Below are 17,398 nucleotides of genomic sequence, written 5' to 3' on the forward strand. Positions count from 1 at the left end.
CCAACTGTCTTTCTTTCAAGACCAACTGAGCTAACGACCCATCTTGGTGTAACATTTAAATTGTTTAGCCACTATTTAAAAAGTGGTGGGTCGTGAAGGATTCGAACCTTCGACCAATTGGTTAAAAGCCAACTGCTCTACCAACTGAGCTAACGACCCATCTTGGTTTTGCAAGAATATCAATTCTTACTGGGAAAAAGCCAACTGTCTCTGTTTCAAGACCAACTAAGCTAACGACCCATCTTGGTAACTAAGAAACACTAACTTAGACAGTAACGATAGAATAAGTTATGGCTCTTAACACCCCCAGAAGGCTATGCCGTTCTGAGGGCGCCTATAATACCTTTTTCAATTTCTCATGCAAGCGCAAATTTATAATTTCTTGTTGTTTGCATGAAAAACAGACTAAGAGGCTGTTTTTTGTCTTGATTAGCCTTTCAATGCCGATAATTGCTGCTGTGCAAGGCGTGCAGATGCACTATCTGCATACTCTTTTAATACTTTATTATAAAGCGATCTGGCGCCGGCTGAATCATTTTCTTTTTCGGCAATCATGCCCAGTTTAACTAAACTGTCAGCACGCTTATTTGAATCAGCAAACTTACTGACAACGGTACTAAAAGCTTGTTTCGCGTCATTGTATTCACTCTTATTATACAATAACTGGCCTAACCAATAGTTTGCATTAGCGGCATAATTAGATTCAGGGTATGTTGATATGAAGGTACGAAAAGCAGGAATTGCTTCATCGTATTTACGTTCTTTGAGGACTAAATTCACTGCTGCCTCATAGCTTCCGGTTTCATCCAACGTTGAACTGGCAGCCGCCACTGTTGTCGCGTCAGCTTGAGCTGGCACTGCTGGAGTTGATGACTTAGCAGTAAGATTAGCAATTTCTTCATACAGCTGTCGTTGACGCTGCAATATCTGATTCATTTGATAATTTTGTTGCTCAGTAATACCTCTTAACTCTAGCACTTCATTTTGCAACGAGTCCATACGGCGCTGCATATCAAACTCGCCTTGCTGCTTTGCTTTAATGATGCGTTCTAATCTTGACACTCTGTCATTATTAGAACCACCTGCAACATCTTCAACAGGGGCTGGAGCAGCAAAAGCTGAAGCCGTTGTGAAAAACATTGCCGCAACTAATATGGCTTGTTTCATTTTTATCTCCTAAAAAAAGGCCAACCGATAAAGGTTGGCCTTGTACTTCTTTTACTTAGTAAACTAACACACCACGACGGTTTTTAGCAAAACCAGTATCGTTACGAGAAAAATCCAATGGCTTTTCTTCGCCATAACTGACTATGCTCATTTGGCCAGCCTGAACGCCCATACCTTGTAAATACTTAGCAATCGCTTTAGCACGACGCTCACCTAGTGCAATGTTGTATTCAGGAGTACCACGTTCGTCAGCATGACCTTCAATCAATACGCGAACATTTGGATGCTCAACTAAATAGTTACCATGAGCTTGAAGTATTTCAGCATTTTCGCTTTGAACTTCACTACGGTCAAAATCAAAATAAATGATATTTTGACGACGTAATTCCTGTTCTTTTAAACGTTGCTGCTCTGTTGGGCTTAACACAGGAGCGACACCACCTGTTTCAATACCACCAACACCATATTCACTACCTGTACCACTCATAGAACCGTTAGCGTCAGTTTCAGAGTCTGAAGTTGAGCTACAGGCACTCAGTGCCATAAGCGGAACTGCAACCAACATAGCTTTAAACAACTTATTCAGATCCATTTTAAATCCTTATCAATATCTATTTAGAGAAACGGAGACCATGCTGGTGATTTCACCTCGCCTTGGCCGACAGGCAATCTTGCTTTAAATCTGCCATCCATAGAAACAGCAGCTAATACTTGCTTACCTTGATGGGTTGTACCGTAGATAACCATAGTGCCATTAGGGGCAACACTTGGCGATTCATCAAGTTGAGTTGATGAAAGCACCTGCATAAAACGTGTTGCAAGATCCATTCTAGCAATATGGTACTTACCGTTAGTACGGTTTACAAAAATCATACTACGACCGTCTGGGGTAATTGAACCACCGAGGTTCCATTCTCCTTCAAAAGTCATGCGCGAGACTTTATTTGTATCTAAATTTACTCGATATAACTGTGGCTTGCCACCTCGTTCAGACGTAAACAAAATAGACTTACCATCTGGGAACCAAGAAGGCTCAGTATCAATTGCGTAATGGTCTGTGATACGTCGAGCAGCTTTAGTTGTTATATCAATTATATAAATATCTGGTTGACCGTCTTTTGACAAAGTGACAGCGAGTTTTTTACCATCTGGTGAAAATGCTGGCGCACCATTTATGCCATCAAAACTACTCACTAAAGTGCGTGTTTGACTATAAATGTCTTGCACAAAAATTTCGGCTTTTCTATTTTCAAAACTCACATACGCTAAACGACGACCATCAGGAGACCAAGTCGGTGACATCAATGGCTCAGGTGAACGCAATAACATTTGCTCATTATAGCCATCATAGTCAGCAATCATTAGATGGTAAGGTGCTTTTTGACCTTGTTTTACCACAACATATGCAATACGGGTTAAAAATGCACCACGAATTCCTGTCAGCTTTTCATAAACAATATCACTGATCCGGTGACCATATTGTCTAAATTGGTTTGCACTGATAACGGTTTCACGGCTTTCAAGCAATAACTCACTGTTATTCTGAGGTCCTTTGCCAGCTTGAAGCTGTGCTTTAACTAAATCAATGAGTTCAAAACTCACTAAATACTGATCGGCGCCATAGGGCTTAATCGAGCCAACAACAAGTGCTTCAGCTTCAACATTAGTCCAATTCTGAGCAGTAAAATCATTCACTGACGCAATAGATGACTGTGGTAATGCACGTACATCGAGAGTTTTAAAGGTACCGCTACGAGCCAAATCAGATACCACAACATCAGAAATAGATGCTGGAGCAGGACCTTGCCCTTGCCATACAAAAGGCACCACAGCGATAGGTCTTGCTGCATCAACCCCTTCTGTAATCACAATATCTAACGCTGCGCGAGCGGGTGTAGTTAACACTATCAATACCAGCGTTAGCCATTTAGCCAAATTTTTCATGCGACTCCTTTTAACTCAATTCCATCATTAAATACGATTAATATTAATTAAATTCCGGTGAAACGGTTAAATTAATTTCTTTTAATTGCTGATAAACAGCCGGTTCAGGTGACACAGGTAACCGCCCTGCTTTATTTATTGAGGCTTTCGCTGCTCGACAAACAACCTGATCACCATCTAACGTTTGGCTTGTTGTTACAAAACCATCTGCAGCTAGACGAATAAATACCCGACAGCTTTTACCACGCATTGACTCATCAACCACTAGATTTCGTTGAATAGTGGCAATAATCATAGCCTTATATTTATCAACCTCTGACAACACCTGCTTATTGCGCGTTTTAGAAAGTGAGTCTTGCTCTGCAGCCATAGCTTCAGCCATTTCACGCTCTTGACGCGCTTTATTATCAGCTTCAGCTTTACGTTTACGCTCAGCATCTTCCTTACGTTTACGTTCATCTTCAGCACGTTGACGTTCTTCTTGAGCTTTTTTCGCAGCAACTTCTTCTTGCTTACGCTTTTCAGCTGCTTTCTTAGCAGCATCTTCTGCAGCTTTTTGTTCCTGTTCTTTCTGTTTGCGAACCACTTCAGCTTTATCTGCGCGCTCTTTTTCTAGTACCTGCTTTGCTTGAGCAGCTTTAGCGGCATCATTGGCCTTTTGAGTTTCCTGCTCTTTTTGTTTACGCTGGATCTCTAAGGTTTTAATTTTTTCCTGCTCGCGTTCACGCTCGCGACGGGCTTCTAATGCTTTACGTTCTAATTCTGCTTGACGAGCCTTTTCTTGCTGAGCCACATCTTGTTTTTGCTTCTTTAACTGCTCAACTCTATCATTCACTTTCTGTTGATCAATCACGATCGCTTTCAAAGCTGGCGCACTTGCAGCAGCCGTTTGCATTACCTTCGGCTTATCGTCAAAACTAATGCCTAAAGCCAAGATGATGATAAACCCAATGTGAATACCAGCAGAAATAGACATCGGTACAGTTAAATCTGATTTGCCAGCCACCTATTTCTCCTTTGGTGAATCGGTCATTAACCCTACTGCTGGTACACCAGCGCCTTGCAAGCTAATCATTAATTGAATAACACTTTCGTAAGGTATTGCACGATCGGCCTTTACGACTACAGGCCTTAACGGTTCAAGTAGGATTAACGCGCCAACTTCAGTTGATACCTGCTCTAAGTCCATTGCCTGAGAATTTGAGCTACTACCTGTATTCAAGAAATATTGCCCATCAGCGTCAATTGAAGCAACGATAGGAGGCTTACTGTCCGGTGGTAAAGATTCCGCATTACCTTGCGGTAATTCTACTTTGACCCCTTGGGATACAATAGGCGCTGTCACCATAAAAATAATCAACAACACCAACATAACGTCGATGTAAGGCACAACGTTGATTTCTGCAACTGGGCGACGACGTTTACGCTGATACATTAAACAGCTTCCTTCTCGCTATATGCTTGACGTTGCAATATGTTGGAGAATTCTTCCATAAAGTTAGCATAAGTCATTTCAATTTTATCAACTTGCGTTGTAAAACGGTTATAACCAATAACAGCAGGGATAGCGGCAAACAGACCCATTGCCGTGGCAATCAATGCCTCTGCAATACCTGGAGCAACCATTGCAAGAGTTGCGTTTTCTACCGCACCTAGCGCAATAAAGGAATTCATAATCCCCCAAACAGTTCCGAACAAACCAATGTATGGGCTCGTTGAACCAATGGTTGCCAATAACGGTAAATGGTTTTCAAGTTTTTCCATTTCACGTGACAAACTCACTCGCATTGCTCGAGAGGTGCCATCCATAACCGCTTCAGGTGCTTTACTGTTTACTTTACTCAAACGGGTATATTCTTTAAAACCAGCAACAAACATCGATTCTAAGCCAGAAATCGCACTTCCTCTGGCTATCAGTTCTTTATAAAGTCGATTTAAGTCCACTCCAGACCAGAAAGTATCTTCAAAACGTAATGACTTGACTCTTGCTGAGCTTAATAATTTGTTGCGTTGAAGGATCACAGCCCATGAGGCAATCGATAATGCCAACAAGGTCAGCATAACTAACTTTACCAACACACTGGCTTCTAAAAACAAACCAATAAATGAAATTTCAGCGTGCACTGTCAAACTCCTGAACAATATTTAGGGGAATAGCGCGGGGACGCATACGTGATAAAGATATACACGCGACAACCACTGTCGCTTCACAATAGCAATCACCCTGATGATCAACTAGGCGCTGGTGAAACACCAACGACACTTTTTTTAATTCTATAACCTTGGATTCAACGACTAAATCCTGTTCAAACTTCGCTGCTTTACAAAAATCTAATGCAGCATGTTTAACGACAAAAGCAATGTCTTCTGTCAACAGTTCCGCTTGACTAACACCCATCGCTTTTAACCATTGAGTACGAGCTCGTTCGAAAAATTTTAGGTAATTCGAATGGTACACAACACCGCCAGCATCGGTATCTTCGTAATAGACAGAAATGGGCCAAACAAACATAATTTGAACATCAATTTTTAGGTTGTAAAAGTTGGCTTACTATACCGAGTACCAACACGCTTGTGAATAATGTACCAAGGTAAAAACAGACTTTATTTTGCTCAAAATGAACTGAAACACTCGAAAAACCTCAGGAACAGCAAGAGATGAAGCTTTATTAATGTATTCCACCTAATAATTAACAAGCGGTTAACTAAAGTATGCCATCAAGATAGTATATTACTTGGCGCTGACAGCCGACAATTAGCCCTTGCGAAAGTAAAAAATGTAACCACAAATGAATATAAAATAATCGCTGCAGTCCCATTATCGCACGTCCACATAAACGTAAACGTTAATAAAAGTTAAGCTAAAAATACACTCCACTTAAATATGGTTTTGAGCGAGGTAAAGTGCGGCTTATTTATCACACTATTCGGGGACAGGATCAAAAGAAACTGACCTGAAGTATTTTTCATCGCAGTAACTGAAGTCTATTAATAACGATTAAGAGCAATATTAATCACATTGTGAAACATTATTAGGCTTTATGATTTACGCAAATATGTTCTATTTGTTAAATAAAATCATTACACAATTATCTAATCCGAATACTTATGCAAAAAATGTAAATAACAACTTAGAAAACCGCTACATAAGCCGATTAGGGCAGATATAAAAATATAAGACCCTTAAAAAGGATTAGTTTTACTAATCGTAAAGAGTAATTTTTCTAGTTTGTCAGTTTAGTGTATTAATTCTATTATGATCCTGTTTTCAAGACTTGTGATTCAGATATTGAAAATCAAGAACTCCAAACTGATGTAACCCAATACCTCAGTTTTCTCTAGTTCTTATGTTTGACTTCCTTCCTTAGATTTGTTGATTGCAAATTATTTAGCCCACTTGGATTAAGTGGGTTTTTTTTGTCTTTTTTTTGCCGCAGCAATCAACATTAATCTCATATGAGTATACATCTTGGTATTCAACCTTCAGCATCGAACCCGTTAATAAAAAGTTAGTAAGCTTTTTACACTTCGGCATTCAATCAAAAGGTATTTATTTTAGCTCAAGGCCAAAGAGATAGTGATAAATAAACAACTGAGTTTAACTGCGCTAAGTAGCGCAGCTAAAAAATAAATGAGAGGAATTAGATAGGCTTGGTTATTTTAATTACAACTCGGCGATTTAGCTTACGTTCTTCGGCAAGATCATTGCCTGCAACATGGCGTTTTTCACCATGACCGGATGTATGAATACGATCTTTAGGGATACCGCTAGCAATTAAAATATCTTTCACTGAGGCAGCTCGTTTATCTGACACCCTCTGATTAATAGAGCGTCCACCGTAACTGTCTGTGTATGCATCAACTAAAATCAGCTCAACGTCTGGATCAAAAGACAAGTAACGCTGTATTTTTTGTAACTGCTGGGTAGAAAAACGCGTCAGCTCTACCCCACCTTCTTGATAATTTAATACTGTAAAAGCGATATCATCAAAACTATAAGGCAGTAAATTAGCTAAACAAGCGCGAAACTCACGATATTTTCCACCGAAATTAGCTGAAGAGATGCCCACTGCAATTTTAGTATCGTTATTGTACCAATCAGCATAATAAAACGTCGGCTCCATCCCCTGACTCAACTCATTTAACATTGACCAGGCGGCTTTTTTAGGCACTTCACCATTAAACTGCTTACTGTAAGTTAACTCAGTAATTTCTTTAGCATTATGCCCTGGACGCCAGCTAGGAGCTCGGCTAATTAACGTTGCTTTAGTCACAGCATCAGGCTTGAGCCACATATCTAAGGTGAAACTTAAATTTAAACTTTTACCGGCTCTACTGGTAAATATTGCACGGCCATAATCAGGAATATCATGCTCCAAGCGACACTCTATTGGATTATTCTCGCCAACACGCCATGCTGAGTTTTCAAGTGATGCAACGTAGTGCCTCAAATCAGCATGGGCTGTTGAGCAAAGACACAAACTTGTGAGAACGATCAGTTTTCGCCACATAAAAACACCCTTTATACCTAGTTACATTCTTACTATCGGCCCCAAAGTCTGTTGCTTTAGAAAACAATCATGGTTAATCGATGATAAAAACCACAATCAAACATGACACTGCGCTTGAGTTTGCGCATAATACTCGGCCTACATCATTTGCACCGATAAATGATAGCTATTGAGGATAAAGACTGTAATGACTGATATTTGCGACGCTAACAAGTTTAAACACCGCTTTCGTGGCTATTTCCCTGTGGTTATCGATGTCGAAACAGCAGGGTTTAATGCCAATACCGATGCGTTGCTTGAAATTGCAGTCAGCTTATTAAAAATGAATAGCGATGGGATTATTGAACTTGATAAAACGCTTCACTTTCATATTGAACCTTTTGAAGGGGCAAACTTAGAACCTGCAGCACTGGCGTTTAATGGTATTGACCCCACCAACCCACTTCGTGGAGCCGTTGACGAAAAAGTCGCTTTTTTAGAAATATTCAAAGAAGTCAAAAAGGCTCAAAAAGCAGCAGATTGCCATCGCAGTATTATTGTTGCTCATAATGCCGCTTTTGACTTAGGTTTTGTTAACCAAGCGATTGAACGAAATGGCTTAAAGCGTTCTCCATTTCATCCTTTCGCAAGTTTTGATACCGCGACACTAGCAGGTCTTGCAATTGGCCATACAGTGTTAGCTAAAGCTTGTAAAATGGCTGGGATAGCTTTCGATAATAACGAGGCGCATTCAGCTTTATACGATACTGAACGCACGGCCGAATTATTTTGCCTAATCGTTAACCGTTGGAAGGCGCTCGGCGGTTGGCCGTTAGTGGACCAAGATGATAGCAAGGATCTTGCAAACGAATAGTTAAGCCCAATTTTTTTATCACTTTTCGCCGGCTATTAATGGCCAACTATTTATTTACATCGACAAATTCAGTACTAAACCATGAGTTTGATCCAATAAAAAAGCTGCCGAAGCAGCTTTTTTATTGTCTCTAATACGCTAAATTATAGCTTATCAGAGTTGTCTTTTAAGTATGCCGCTACACCTTCAGTGCTTGCAGTCATACCTTTTTCGCCTTTTGACCAGCCCGCTGGACAAACTTCACCGTGCTCTTCATGGAACTGAAGTGCATCAATCATACGGATCATTTCATCAACGTTACGACCTAGTGGTAAATCGTTAACCACTTGATGACGAACCTGGCCTTCTTTATCTACTAAGAATGAACCACGGAAAGCCACACCCGCTTCAGGATGTTCAACATCGTATGCTTTACAAATTTCGTGCTTAACGTCAGCAACTAGAGTGTATTTAACTTGGCCAATACCACCCTTGTCTACTGGAGTGTTACGCCATGCGTTATGAGTGAACTGTGAGTCAATAGAAACACCAATCACTTCAACACCACGCTTAGTGAACTCTTCCATGCGGTGATCAAAAGCAATTAGCTCAGATGGACACACAAAAGTGAAATCAAGTGGGTAGAAGAAAATAACCGCAGGCTTACCTTTAATTGCGGTAGTGAGGTTAAATGTGTCAACAATCTCACCAGAACCAAGAACGGCTGCTGCTGTAAAATCTGGGGCTGGACGGCCTACTAATACGCTCATTATCTATCTCCATTTAATGGCTTAAACACTCGACAACGTTATAAGGTTCTTACTAAATAGTGATCTAGCAAACAATTAACTATAACGTTGGGACATATATCAGTTGTATACCATACATCTAATTCAACGGACTTATAAGTTATTTCAGATGAAAATTGGTTTACCTGCTGAAAAATAAAACATCATGACGCTTTGAATAATATCTTTCCAATATGACAAGATGATTTGTTGAGAAGATTTCACTGGTGCCTTACTTGCAGCAACTGATGAACGTTAGTCAATATTGCTAAAAAATCAGCATAAACAAGCAAAAAAGCGATATACGCTGGACAAATAGACTATTGGCAGTCAAGAATAGCCGCCTCACTTACTTTTAAGAAAAATGATTATGAATGCGGTTGTCATCGCGGTTTGCTTAATGTTGTTTTTAAGCTTTATTCGAATTAACGTTGTGGTGTCATTGACCATTAGTGCTGTTGTCGCAGGTATCGTTGGTGGATTAGATATTCATCAAACAATAGCAGCATTTAATGACGGCTTAGGCGGTGGCGCTCAAATCGCATTAAGTTATGCATTACTCGGTGCCTTCGCCGCAGCATTATCGCATTCAGGCTTAACAACGTTAATTTCTCATTCAATTATAAAAAAACTGGGTAAAGAACCTAATAGTGGTAATACCCAAGTTGTACGGTGGTTGTTATTGATCACGATACTGTTAATGGCAATATCATCGCAAAATATTTTGCCTATTCATATCGCCTTTATTCCTATCCTTATTCCGCCACTATTGCATGTGATTTCTAAGCTCCATATCGACCGACGTCTTATTGCCTGTATTCTGACATTCGGTTTGGTCACCACTTATATGATATTACCTATCGGTTTTGGTGGCATTTTCCTCAATGACATCTTGTTAGCAAATTTAAACACTAATGGCTTAAATGCAGTAGCCGAACAAATACCTAAGGCAATGTTACTGCCAGCAATAGGTATGGTTGTTGGTCTGCTTACGGCGATATTTGTTAGTTATCGCAAACCTAGAGAATACATGATTGAACAACCTGTGATCAGTGACAGTATTTCAACCACTATTAGCCAAAAAAGTTTGTTGGTCTCACTCTCTGCGATTTTGGCGACGCTAATTGTTCAATTACAAACAGACTCGATGATATTTGGCGCATTAAGTGGATTTATCATTTTTCGGTTTTCAGGAATAATTAAGCACGAAGTCAGCAAAGACTTGTTTAATCAGGGTGTGCACATGATGGCTAATATTGGCTTTATTATGATTGCAGCGGCAGGCTTTGCAGCAGTAGTTAAGTCAACTGGTGAAGTTAGCACACTGGTAACCTCTTTAGGTGACATTATTGGTGACAACAAGGCATTAGCTGCGCTATTGATGCTGATTGTTGGACTGTTAATTACAATGGGAATTGGCTCTTCATTCTCAACGATTCCTATTATCGCCACCATTTATGTGCCATTAGCTCTCAGTTTTGGTTTCTCGATTGCGGCAACCATTGCACTCGTCGGCACAGCCGCCGCACTTGGTGACGCAGGATCGCCAGCATCGGACTCCACTCTGGGCCCCACTGCTGGTCTCAATGCCGATGGGCAACATGACCATATTCGAGACAGCGTTATCCCAACGTTTATTCACTACAATATCCCATTACTGATATTTGGCTGGATTGCCGCGATGGTATTGTAAAATAGGCTAAATACTGACGAGCTGTCTTGATATAATAAAAAACGGGAGCCTAACAAAGGCTCCCGTTTTTTATTATCTGGTATTAAAGCATCAAGCCATCTAACAATGGTCTTTAACATTGAGCATAAAAATCGCTCAGTTAATATTACTTAGTACCGAATATCTTGTCACCAGCATCACCTAAACCAGGCAAAATATAACCTTGCTCGTTTAAACAATCATCAATTGCTGCGGTATAAAGTTCAATATCAGGATGCGCGAGTTCAAGTGCTTTGATACCTTCTGGCGCGGCAACCAAAACCAGTGCTTTGATCGAAGTACAGCCACGTTTTTTCAGTAAATCGATAGTCGCAATCATCGAACCACCAGTGGCTAACATAGGGTCAACCACTAATGCGATGCGTTCTTCAACATTACTGACTATTTTTTCAAAGTAAGGCACAGGCTGTAATGTTTCTTCATCGCGATAAATACCGACAACAGAAATACGAGCACTAGGTAGATGCTCAAGCACACCATCCATCATTCCTAAACCCGCACGTAAAATAGGCACGACAGTGACTTTCTTACCTTTAAGTTGATCAATAGTAACAGGGCCATTCCACCCCTCTATGGTAACCGTTTCAGTTTCAAAATCAGCTGTTGCTTCATAGGTTAATAAACTGCCAACTTCAGTGGCAAGTTCGCGAAATCGTTTGGTGCTGATATCTGCTTCACGCATCAAACCGACTTTATGACGAACCAGAGGATGCTTTACTTCAACGACTTTCATTTATTTCTCCTAGATTTCTGACTATTTCAGGCAAATTTGATAAATGTTAGACGATTTATCCTCTCTATAAAACATAAAGTTTCAAAATTGCTGTAAATCGTGAGCTAAACCAATAAAAAATAGGCAAATCATCGTTTTCTTTATAGGATAAAGTAAAAAGATGGCTTCCGACTCGCACGACAAACTGGTAGAATATCGGCGCATAAAATTCCATAAAACGATGTACCCTAGAGGATCCTCCGTGACCACTCCAACCCCCCTAAGTTACAAAGACGCCGGCGTTGATATCGATGCAGGTAATGCGTTAGTAAACAACATTAAATCTGCGGTAAAACGCACTCGCCGTCCAGAGGTTATGGGCAATTTAGGTGGTTTTGGCGCATTATGCGAATTACCAACTAAATATAAACACCCTGTACTGGTTTCCGGCACAGATGGTGTTGGCACTAAATTAAGATTAGCTATTGATTACAAAAAGCATGACACCGTGGGTGTTGATTTAGTTGCCATGTGTGTCAACGATCTGATTGTTTCTGGTGCTGAGCCACTTTTCTTCCTCGATTATTATGCAACAGGTAAGCTTGACGTTGAAACAGCTACCTCTGTTGTTACAGGTATCGCTGAAGGTTGTTTCCAATCAGGTTGTGCTTTAATTGGTGGCGAAACTGCTGAAATGCCAGGCATGTATGAAGGCGAAGATTACGATCTAGCTGGATTTTGTGTTGGTGTTGTTGAAAAAGCAGACATCATTGATGGTACCAAAGTCAAAGCGGGTGACTCACTTATCGCTCTAGGTTCTAGTGGTCCTCATTCAAATGGTTACTCGTTAATCCGCAAAGTATTAGAAGTGAGTAAAGCAGACCCGCAGCAAGATCTTGCTGGTAAGCCATTAATAGACCATTTACTTGAACCAACAAGAATTTATGTTAAGCCTTTATTGAAGCTGATTGAACAATCAGACATTCATGCAATGGCACACATTACCGGTGGTGGATTCTGGGAAAATATCCCACGCGTGCTGCCTGATGATTGCAAAGCTGTCGTCAAAGGTGACTCTTGGCAGTGGCCAGTGGTGTTTGATTGGCTAATGACAAACGGCAATATTGAACAACACGAAATGTTCCTAACATTTAACTGTGGTGTCGGTATGGTGATTGCACTACCAGCAGATAAAGTCGATGCCGCATTAGCATTATTAACCGCCGAAGGCGAAAATGCTTGGTTAATAGGTGAAATTGCTTCTCGTCAAGGTGACGAAGAGCAAGTGGAGATCATCTAATGAGCCAAAGCTGTCGTGTTGTGGTACTGATTTCCGGTAATGGCAGTAATCTTCAAGCTATCATTGATGGTTGTGATGATAATTTAAAAGCTAACATTGTTGGAGTGATCAGTAACAAGCCGGATGCTTATGGATTAATACGCGCCCATCAAAGCGAAATTGATACCAGTTGTGTTATTCCTTATGCCAATGAAATACGCAGTGAATATGATGCGCGTTTATTAAAGGCAATAGAAAAGTATCAGCCAGACCTGATCGTTCTAGCCGGATTTATGCGTATTTTAACTAATGATTTTGTTAGCCATTTCCTTGGAAAGATGATTAACATCCATCCATCGTTATTGCCTAAATATCCAGGATTACACACGCATCAGCGTGCCATTGATGCTGGCGATACCGAACACGGCGCGAGTGTACATTTTGTAATACCAGAACTCGATGCTGGACCTGCTATATTGCAAGCTAAAGTGCCGATTTACCCTGAAGATGATGCTGAAACATTAGCAGAGCGTGTTCACGAACAAGAACATGCTATTTATCCACTGGTGGTAAAATGGTTCAGTCTGGGTCGTTTGACTATGACTGATGGTAAAGCTTATTTAGATGGCCTATTAATCGGTGAATCTGGGTATGCGCCGGACTAATCTGTCTCTCAGCTTTTAACATGCTGCTCATAAAAAAACCTCGCTGACATGCGAGGTTTTTTATGTAACAAACAAAAATGATATTAAGTACTAACGTACTGGTAGGTCAATATTAGAAAACATTTCATCAATCAATTGTTGGTCACGAAGAGCCACGGCTTTTTCAACAACATCTCGGGTTAAATGCGGTGCAAAATGACGCATAAAATCATACATATAGCTACGTAAAAAGCTACCACGTCTAAAGCCGATTTTGGTTGTACTATGGGCAAACAGATGACTTGCATCAATTGCCACTAAATCTTTATCAACCGCTGGATCAATTGCCATAGAGGCAATCACCCCTACACCAAGCCCCAAACGAACATAAGTCTTAAGGACGTCGGCACTGGTTGCACTAAACACCACGCGCGGATCAAGATCTGCACGCTTAAACGACTTTTCAATTTCAGATGCTTTGTCAAAACCAAACACATAAGTGACCAATGGAAACGTCGCTAAGTCTTCGATACTGATTTTTGCCGATTGAGAAGCTAGCGGGTGATCCCGTGTGACGACAATTGAACGATTCCAATGGTAACAAGGCAACATAATGAGATCGGTATATAGATGCATCGCTTCTGTCGCGATGGCAAAGTCCGCATCGCCTCTGACTGCTTGCTCACTAATTTGTGAAGGCGTGCCCTGATGCATATGTAAATTAACTTTTGGATATCGTTTAATGAACTCACGAATTATTTGTGGCAGAGCATAGCGAGCTTGAGTATCTGTCGTAGCAATATTCAATTCCCCCTGATTGGGCTTGGTATATTCTTCAGACACCTTCTTAATACTATCGACTTTGCCAAGTATATCATTTGCAATATCAATAACTTGCTGACCTGCAGGGGTCACGTGAGTCAAGTGTTTACCACTTCGACCAAATATTTGAATGCCTAATTCATCTTCTAGCATTCTAACTTGCTTACTAATACCGGGTTGTGAAGTATAGAGATTCTCAGCCGTTGATGACACATTTAGGTTGTGTTTAACAACCTCTGCAATATATCTAAGTTGTTGCAGCTTCATGGTTTTATCCTTGATTTAACCGGCACTCATCAGCAAATATGCAAATAAGAAAAAATCGGTCGTTGTTTTACATAACAAGAACAATTGTTCAACTATAATAAAACGTTATATGACACTTGAAATGTAATATAAATAGGAATAACGAGCAAGTAAAAATAGCGGTTATTGAATCGACTTAGCTTTTTTATAAACATCTTGGTTAGTCTGTTTAATGATTTATCAACAAAACGACTTATTATTCAACGACAGCCACGATAACATACGCTAAGATATAGAATCTTTTTGATGAAATTTTATTAGCACAGCTTATTCCAACATCAAATTTACTTCTAGCCATCGTTGTTTGGCTATACTTACCATGTGATATGAAAGATAAAATGGAACCTTTATGTCCTTAATTTTGGTATTAATTCTTATTGGTGCACTGCTACTGCTGATTATTGGCTTTAGTATTGTCCAACAACAAAAAGAGCGTGCAGAAGCCGAGCGTCGCATAGAAATTGCTCGTCAGCGCGCCATCATAGATGAAACCGATGCCGTCTTATCTAACACAGGTATGACACCATCTTCTAGCCATATCATGTTAATCCTTTATCGCCGCATTCAAGATGCTTTAGAACAGTCATTATTACATGCATCAGGGCAATTAAAATCTGATTACGAACGTCGCTTAAACGACATAAAAGCACAAGTATCTAGTGTATCTAGCTCAGCAAGCCAAGTCCCTGCGATTGAGGGCTTCCGCTTACCTGATAATGACAGACAAGTTTTAGAGTTAGTCAAAACACTCAAAAAACTTAAAGCGATTTTACGAGCTGAACATAACAAGGGAAAAGTTGATCCGTCTATTTTTAGTCAAGAAGAAATGCGTATTGATAACCTTCAATTAAGAATTAATGTTGAATCTATGATTACTCGAGCACGTGCCGCTTGCTTTATGAAACAGTACGGTTCAAGTAAACAGATGGTCACTAAAGCTTTAAACACTTTGCACACGATCAAGGGACAAACGCCGAATGATCCTTTTATTGCTCGTAAAGTCGATGAAGCCAAGCAACTACTCGATGAAATAATGGGTGCTCAAAAGCATAGTGAACCAAGTGCACCAAAACAGAAAAAAGAAGGTGATGATCTTGATATGCTATTTCAACCGAAAAAGAAATGGTGATGGTCTTGCTTTAATTTTGCTATAAAAAAAGCCTCGTTATGAGGCTTTTTTTATAGGCGAAATTGATTTTAAGTAAAGTCGTCGTTACTTTTTAACCACACACAAAACATCACTTAATACAAAGGCTTAGTGATATAAACAACATTCGTCAACAAAGTTGTCCACAGATTCTGTGGATAACATTTTAATCCGTTATTATTACTGCATTAATAAGTACTAATTCAACTGTACGCTGATACGGCATAGCTGGGTGTACATAACTCGCGTAAAATTACTATAGTGATTTATGACATGTCATATAGAGCGCGTCAAGCCATTAAGATCAAAAGTACTCTCTTATGCTGTCAATTGAACAAATAATAGTTTATCCACACATTTATTATCTGCTTCTATATTTCTAATATACAAAATCTCACTTATTAGTTCCTGTAAGCAATGGTTAACATGATGGCGATCTATAAAAGGATGGTTTATGTCACTCCTATCCTTGTAAGCCATGACATAAATCGAGATACTGGTTAAAATTATAAAAACAACTGTATTAGAATATGATGTTAAATATGAATTTGATAAGAGTTTTACCTTTTTTCCTGCTACTCATTCTCAGTGCCTGTGGTCAATCAGATGAGTTTGGCGAAGCCCAACTCACGCCAGAACAAGTATCCTTGGGCTTCTTCGAAGCAATTTATGTCGATCGTGATGTAGATAAAGCAAAAAAGTTTGTCTCTGCTGATATCCAAGAGATCATGGATCACTACCATATTGCATCTGCGGTACAACGACATGTGTTAGGCTTATCCATGAAGCAAGTAACTATGTCTATCGATGAGATTGATATCGATTTCTTCCGTAAATTCACCGATGACGTAACAGTGGTGGTTAAAATGCAAGGATTGAAAGGTGGCAGAAATTGGATTGATGATCGAACTATCCGTCTACATAAAATAGGTAATACTTGGGTTATTGTTGAAATATTAACTGAAAAAGGTCGTATTGAAGGTTGATATTGAATAGGCTTAAGTATTGTCTTCGCTTCATTGCACTATTGGATAGAATAGCTATTAAATTGTCATTCAATAAATACTTAGCCATATTAAAGTAGTGTAATCAGTAATAAAAATAGCAGCCTAGGCTGCTATTTTTGTTTTTAGTGTCGGAGTTTTTTTAATGTAGTAAACCAAGTGTCAGTACATCAATATGCTCGTTCAATCGTCTTATTCTTCGTCAGAAGGTAAAGACTCTAACACGTCATCTTTCACTTGATAGTAAGCATTTTCGTATTCATGAACTTCCATAATAACTCCAATCTTTTAGGTCGTTTTGTAGGTGTAGGCCTGTCTTTTTATTTACAGCAACAAGATGATAAATCTTTAATATAGACAACATCTTGTTAATGCTGAGGGGATGACATTTGCCTTACAGAGAGAAGACTGACAATCACATTCTTCATGCTGTGGAGTATAACAATAGTCAGATCACAATCAAACCAAAATTACGAAAAACTTTCAGTTTTGTAGGTTTTTTATTGATAT

The 17,398-nt window shown here is 39.7% G+C and carries 17 protein-coding genes and 1 tRNA gene; 6 read left to right on the forward strand and 12 right to left on the reverse strand.

The features are described from left to right. Positions 1 to 83: 83 nt before the first annotated feature. The 9 genes from H5123_RS02715 to H5123_RS02755 all read right to left on the reverse strand — a co-directional run bounded on the left by H5123_RS02715 (position 84) and on the right by H5123_RS02755 (position 7,622). Positions 84 to 159 (reverse strand) — tRNA-Lys (locus H5123_RS02715). A gap of 270 nt (positions 160 to 429) precedes the next feature. Then, the gene (gene ybgF / locus H5123_RS02720; protein ID WP_124016525.1) at positions 430 to 1,167 is read right to left on the reverse strand and encodes a tol-pal system protein YbgF; all 738 of its coding nucleotides are present in this window, start codon (positions 1,165 to 1,167) and stop codon (positions 430 to 432) included. Between the two features lie 55 nt (positions 1,168 to 1,222). Continuing rightward, positions 1,223 to 1,759, reverse strand: coding sequence for a peptidoglycan-associated lipoprotein Pal (gene pal / locus H5123_RS02725; protein WP_124016524.1), 537 nt, complete (start codon positions 1,757 to 1,759; stop codon positions 1,223 to 1,225). 23 nt (positions 1,760 to 1,782) lie between these two features. Continuing rightward, complete coding sequence (tolB, locus tag H5123_RS02730; protein ID WP_124016523.1) at positions 1,783 to 3,111, reverse strand: Tol-Pal system beta propeller repeat protein TolB; 1,329 nt, start codon at positions 3,109 to 3,111, stop codon at positions 1,783 to 1,785. Positions 3,112 to 3,154: 43 nt separating this feature from the next. Further along, positions 3,155 to 4,117, reverse strand: coding sequence for a cell envelope integrity protein TolA (gene tolA / locus H5123_RS02735; RefSeq protein WP_182696959.1), 963 nt, complete (start codon positions 4,115 to 4,117; stop codon positions 3,155 to 3,157). Then, on the reverse strand, positions 4,118 to 4,546 hold the full coding sequence (gene tolR / locus H5123_RS02740; RefSeq protein WP_124016521.1) for a protein TolR: 429 nt from the start codon (positions 4,544 to 4,546) through the stop codon (positions 4,118 to 4,120). It abuts the gene before it with no gap. Next, entirely contained in the window at positions 4,546 to 5,235 is a 690-nt protein-coding gene (gene tolQ / locus H5123_RS02745) for a protein TolQ (protein ID WP_124016520.1), read from the reverse strand. Before tolQ ends, tolR begins: the two co-directional genes overlap by 1 nt. Further along, the gene (gene ybgC, locus H5123_RS02750) at positions 5,225 to 5,626 is read right to left on the reverse strand and encodes a tol-pal system-associated acyl-CoA thioesterase (protein ID WP_124016519.1); all 402 of its coding nucleotides are present in this window, start codon (positions 5,624 to 5,626) and stop codon (positions 5,225 to 5,227) included. Before ybgC ends, tolQ begins: the two co-directional genes overlap by 11 nt. Positions 5,627 to 6,752: 1,126 nt before the next feature. After that, positions 6,753 to 7,622 carry an OmpA family protein gene (locus H5123_RS02755; RefSeq protein ID WP_124016518.1) on the reverse strand — a complete coding sequence of 290 codons (870 nt, stop codon included), beginning with the start codon at positions 7,620 to 7,622 and terminating at the stop codon, positions 6,753 to 6,755. A gap of 187 nt (positions 7,623 to 7,809) precedes the next feature. Between H5123_RS02755 and rnt the strand changes: the two genes are divergently transcribed. Continuing rightward, entirely contained in the window at positions 7,810 to 8,475 is a 666-nt protein-coding gene (gene rnt, locus H5123_RS02760; protein WP_124016517.1) for a ribonuclease T, read from the forward strand. A gap of 143 nt (positions 8,476 to 8,618) precedes the next feature. Here rnt and H5123_RS02765 read toward each other — a convergent pair whose 3' ends face one another. Further along, positions 8,619 to 9,224 (reverse strand): peroxiredoxin, encoded by a 606-nt coding sequence (locus H5123_RS02765; protein WP_124016516.1) that lies wholly within the window; start codon positions 9,222 to 9,224, stop codon positions 8,619 to 8,621. Between the two features lie 388 nt (positions 9,225 to 9,612). Here H5123_RS02765 and H5123_RS02770 point away from each other — a divergent pair, with 388 nt between their 5' ends. Then, entirely contained in the window at positions 9,613 to 10,935 is a 1,323-nt protein-coding gene (locus tag H5123_RS02770) for a Na+/H+ antiporter family protein (protein WP_182696960.1), read from the forward strand. Between the two features lie 145 nt (positions 10,936 to 11,080). On the opposite strand, the gene upp is transcribed toward H5123_RS02770, so the two are convergent. Beyond that, a complete protein-coding gene (gene upp, locus H5123_RS02775) occupies positions 11,081 to 11,707 on the reverse strand; it encodes a uracil phosphoribosyltransferase (RefSeq protein WP_124016514.1) in 627 nt (208 codons plus the stop codon). Positions 11,708 to 11,948: 241 nt separating this feature from the next. Between upp and purM the strand changes: the two genes are divergently transcribed. After that, positions 11,949 to 12,986, forward strand: a complete 1,038-nt coding sequence (gene purM / locus H5123_RS02780; protein WP_182696961.1) for a phosphoribosylformylglycinamidine cyclo-ligase — start codon at positions 11,949 to 11,951, stop codon at positions 12,984 to 12,986. Next, positions 12,986 to 13,630 (forward strand): phosphoribosylglycinamide formyltransferase, encoded by a 645-nt coding sequence (gene purN, locus H5123_RS02785; RefSeq protein WP_182696962.1) that lies wholly within the window; start codon positions 12,986 to 12,988, stop codon positions 13,628 to 13,630. Before purM ends, purN begins: the two co-directional genes overlap by 1 nt. A 90-nt stretch (positions 13,631 to 13,720) precedes the next feature. On the opposite strand, the gene cysB is transcribed toward purN, so the two are convergent. After that, positions 13,721 to 14,698: an HTH-type transcriptional regulator CysB gene (gene cysB / locus H5123_RS02790; protein ID WP_124016511.1), complete on the reverse strand. Its 978-nt coding sequence runs from the start codon at positions 14,696 to 14,698 to the stop codon at positions 13,721 to 13,723. A gap of 388 nt (positions 14,699 to 15,086) precedes the next feature. Here cysB and H5123_RS02795 point away from each other — a divergent pair, with 388 nt between their 5' ends. Beyond that, positions 15,087 to 15,866 carry a hypothetical protein gene (locus tag H5123_RS02795; RefSeq protein WP_182696963.1) on the forward strand — a complete coding sequence of 260 codons (780 nt, stop codon included), beginning with the start codon at positions 15,087 to 15,089 and terminating at the stop codon, positions 15,864 to 15,866. Between the two features lie 569 nt (positions 15,867 to 16,435). Next, complete coding sequence (locus tag H5123_RS02800; protein ID WP_182697080.1) at positions 16,436 to 16,870, forward strand: DUF4878 domain-containing protein; 435 nt, start codon at positions 16,436 to 16,438, stop codon at positions 16,868 to 16,870. Positions 16,871 to 17,398: the final 528 nt, after the last annotated feature.

Source organism: Shewanella sp. SR43-4, from assembly GCF_014163845.1.
Taxonomy (GTDB): domain Bacteria; phylum Pseudomonadota; class Gammaproteobacteria; order Enterobacterales; family Shewanellaceae; genus Shewanella; species Shewanella vesiculosa.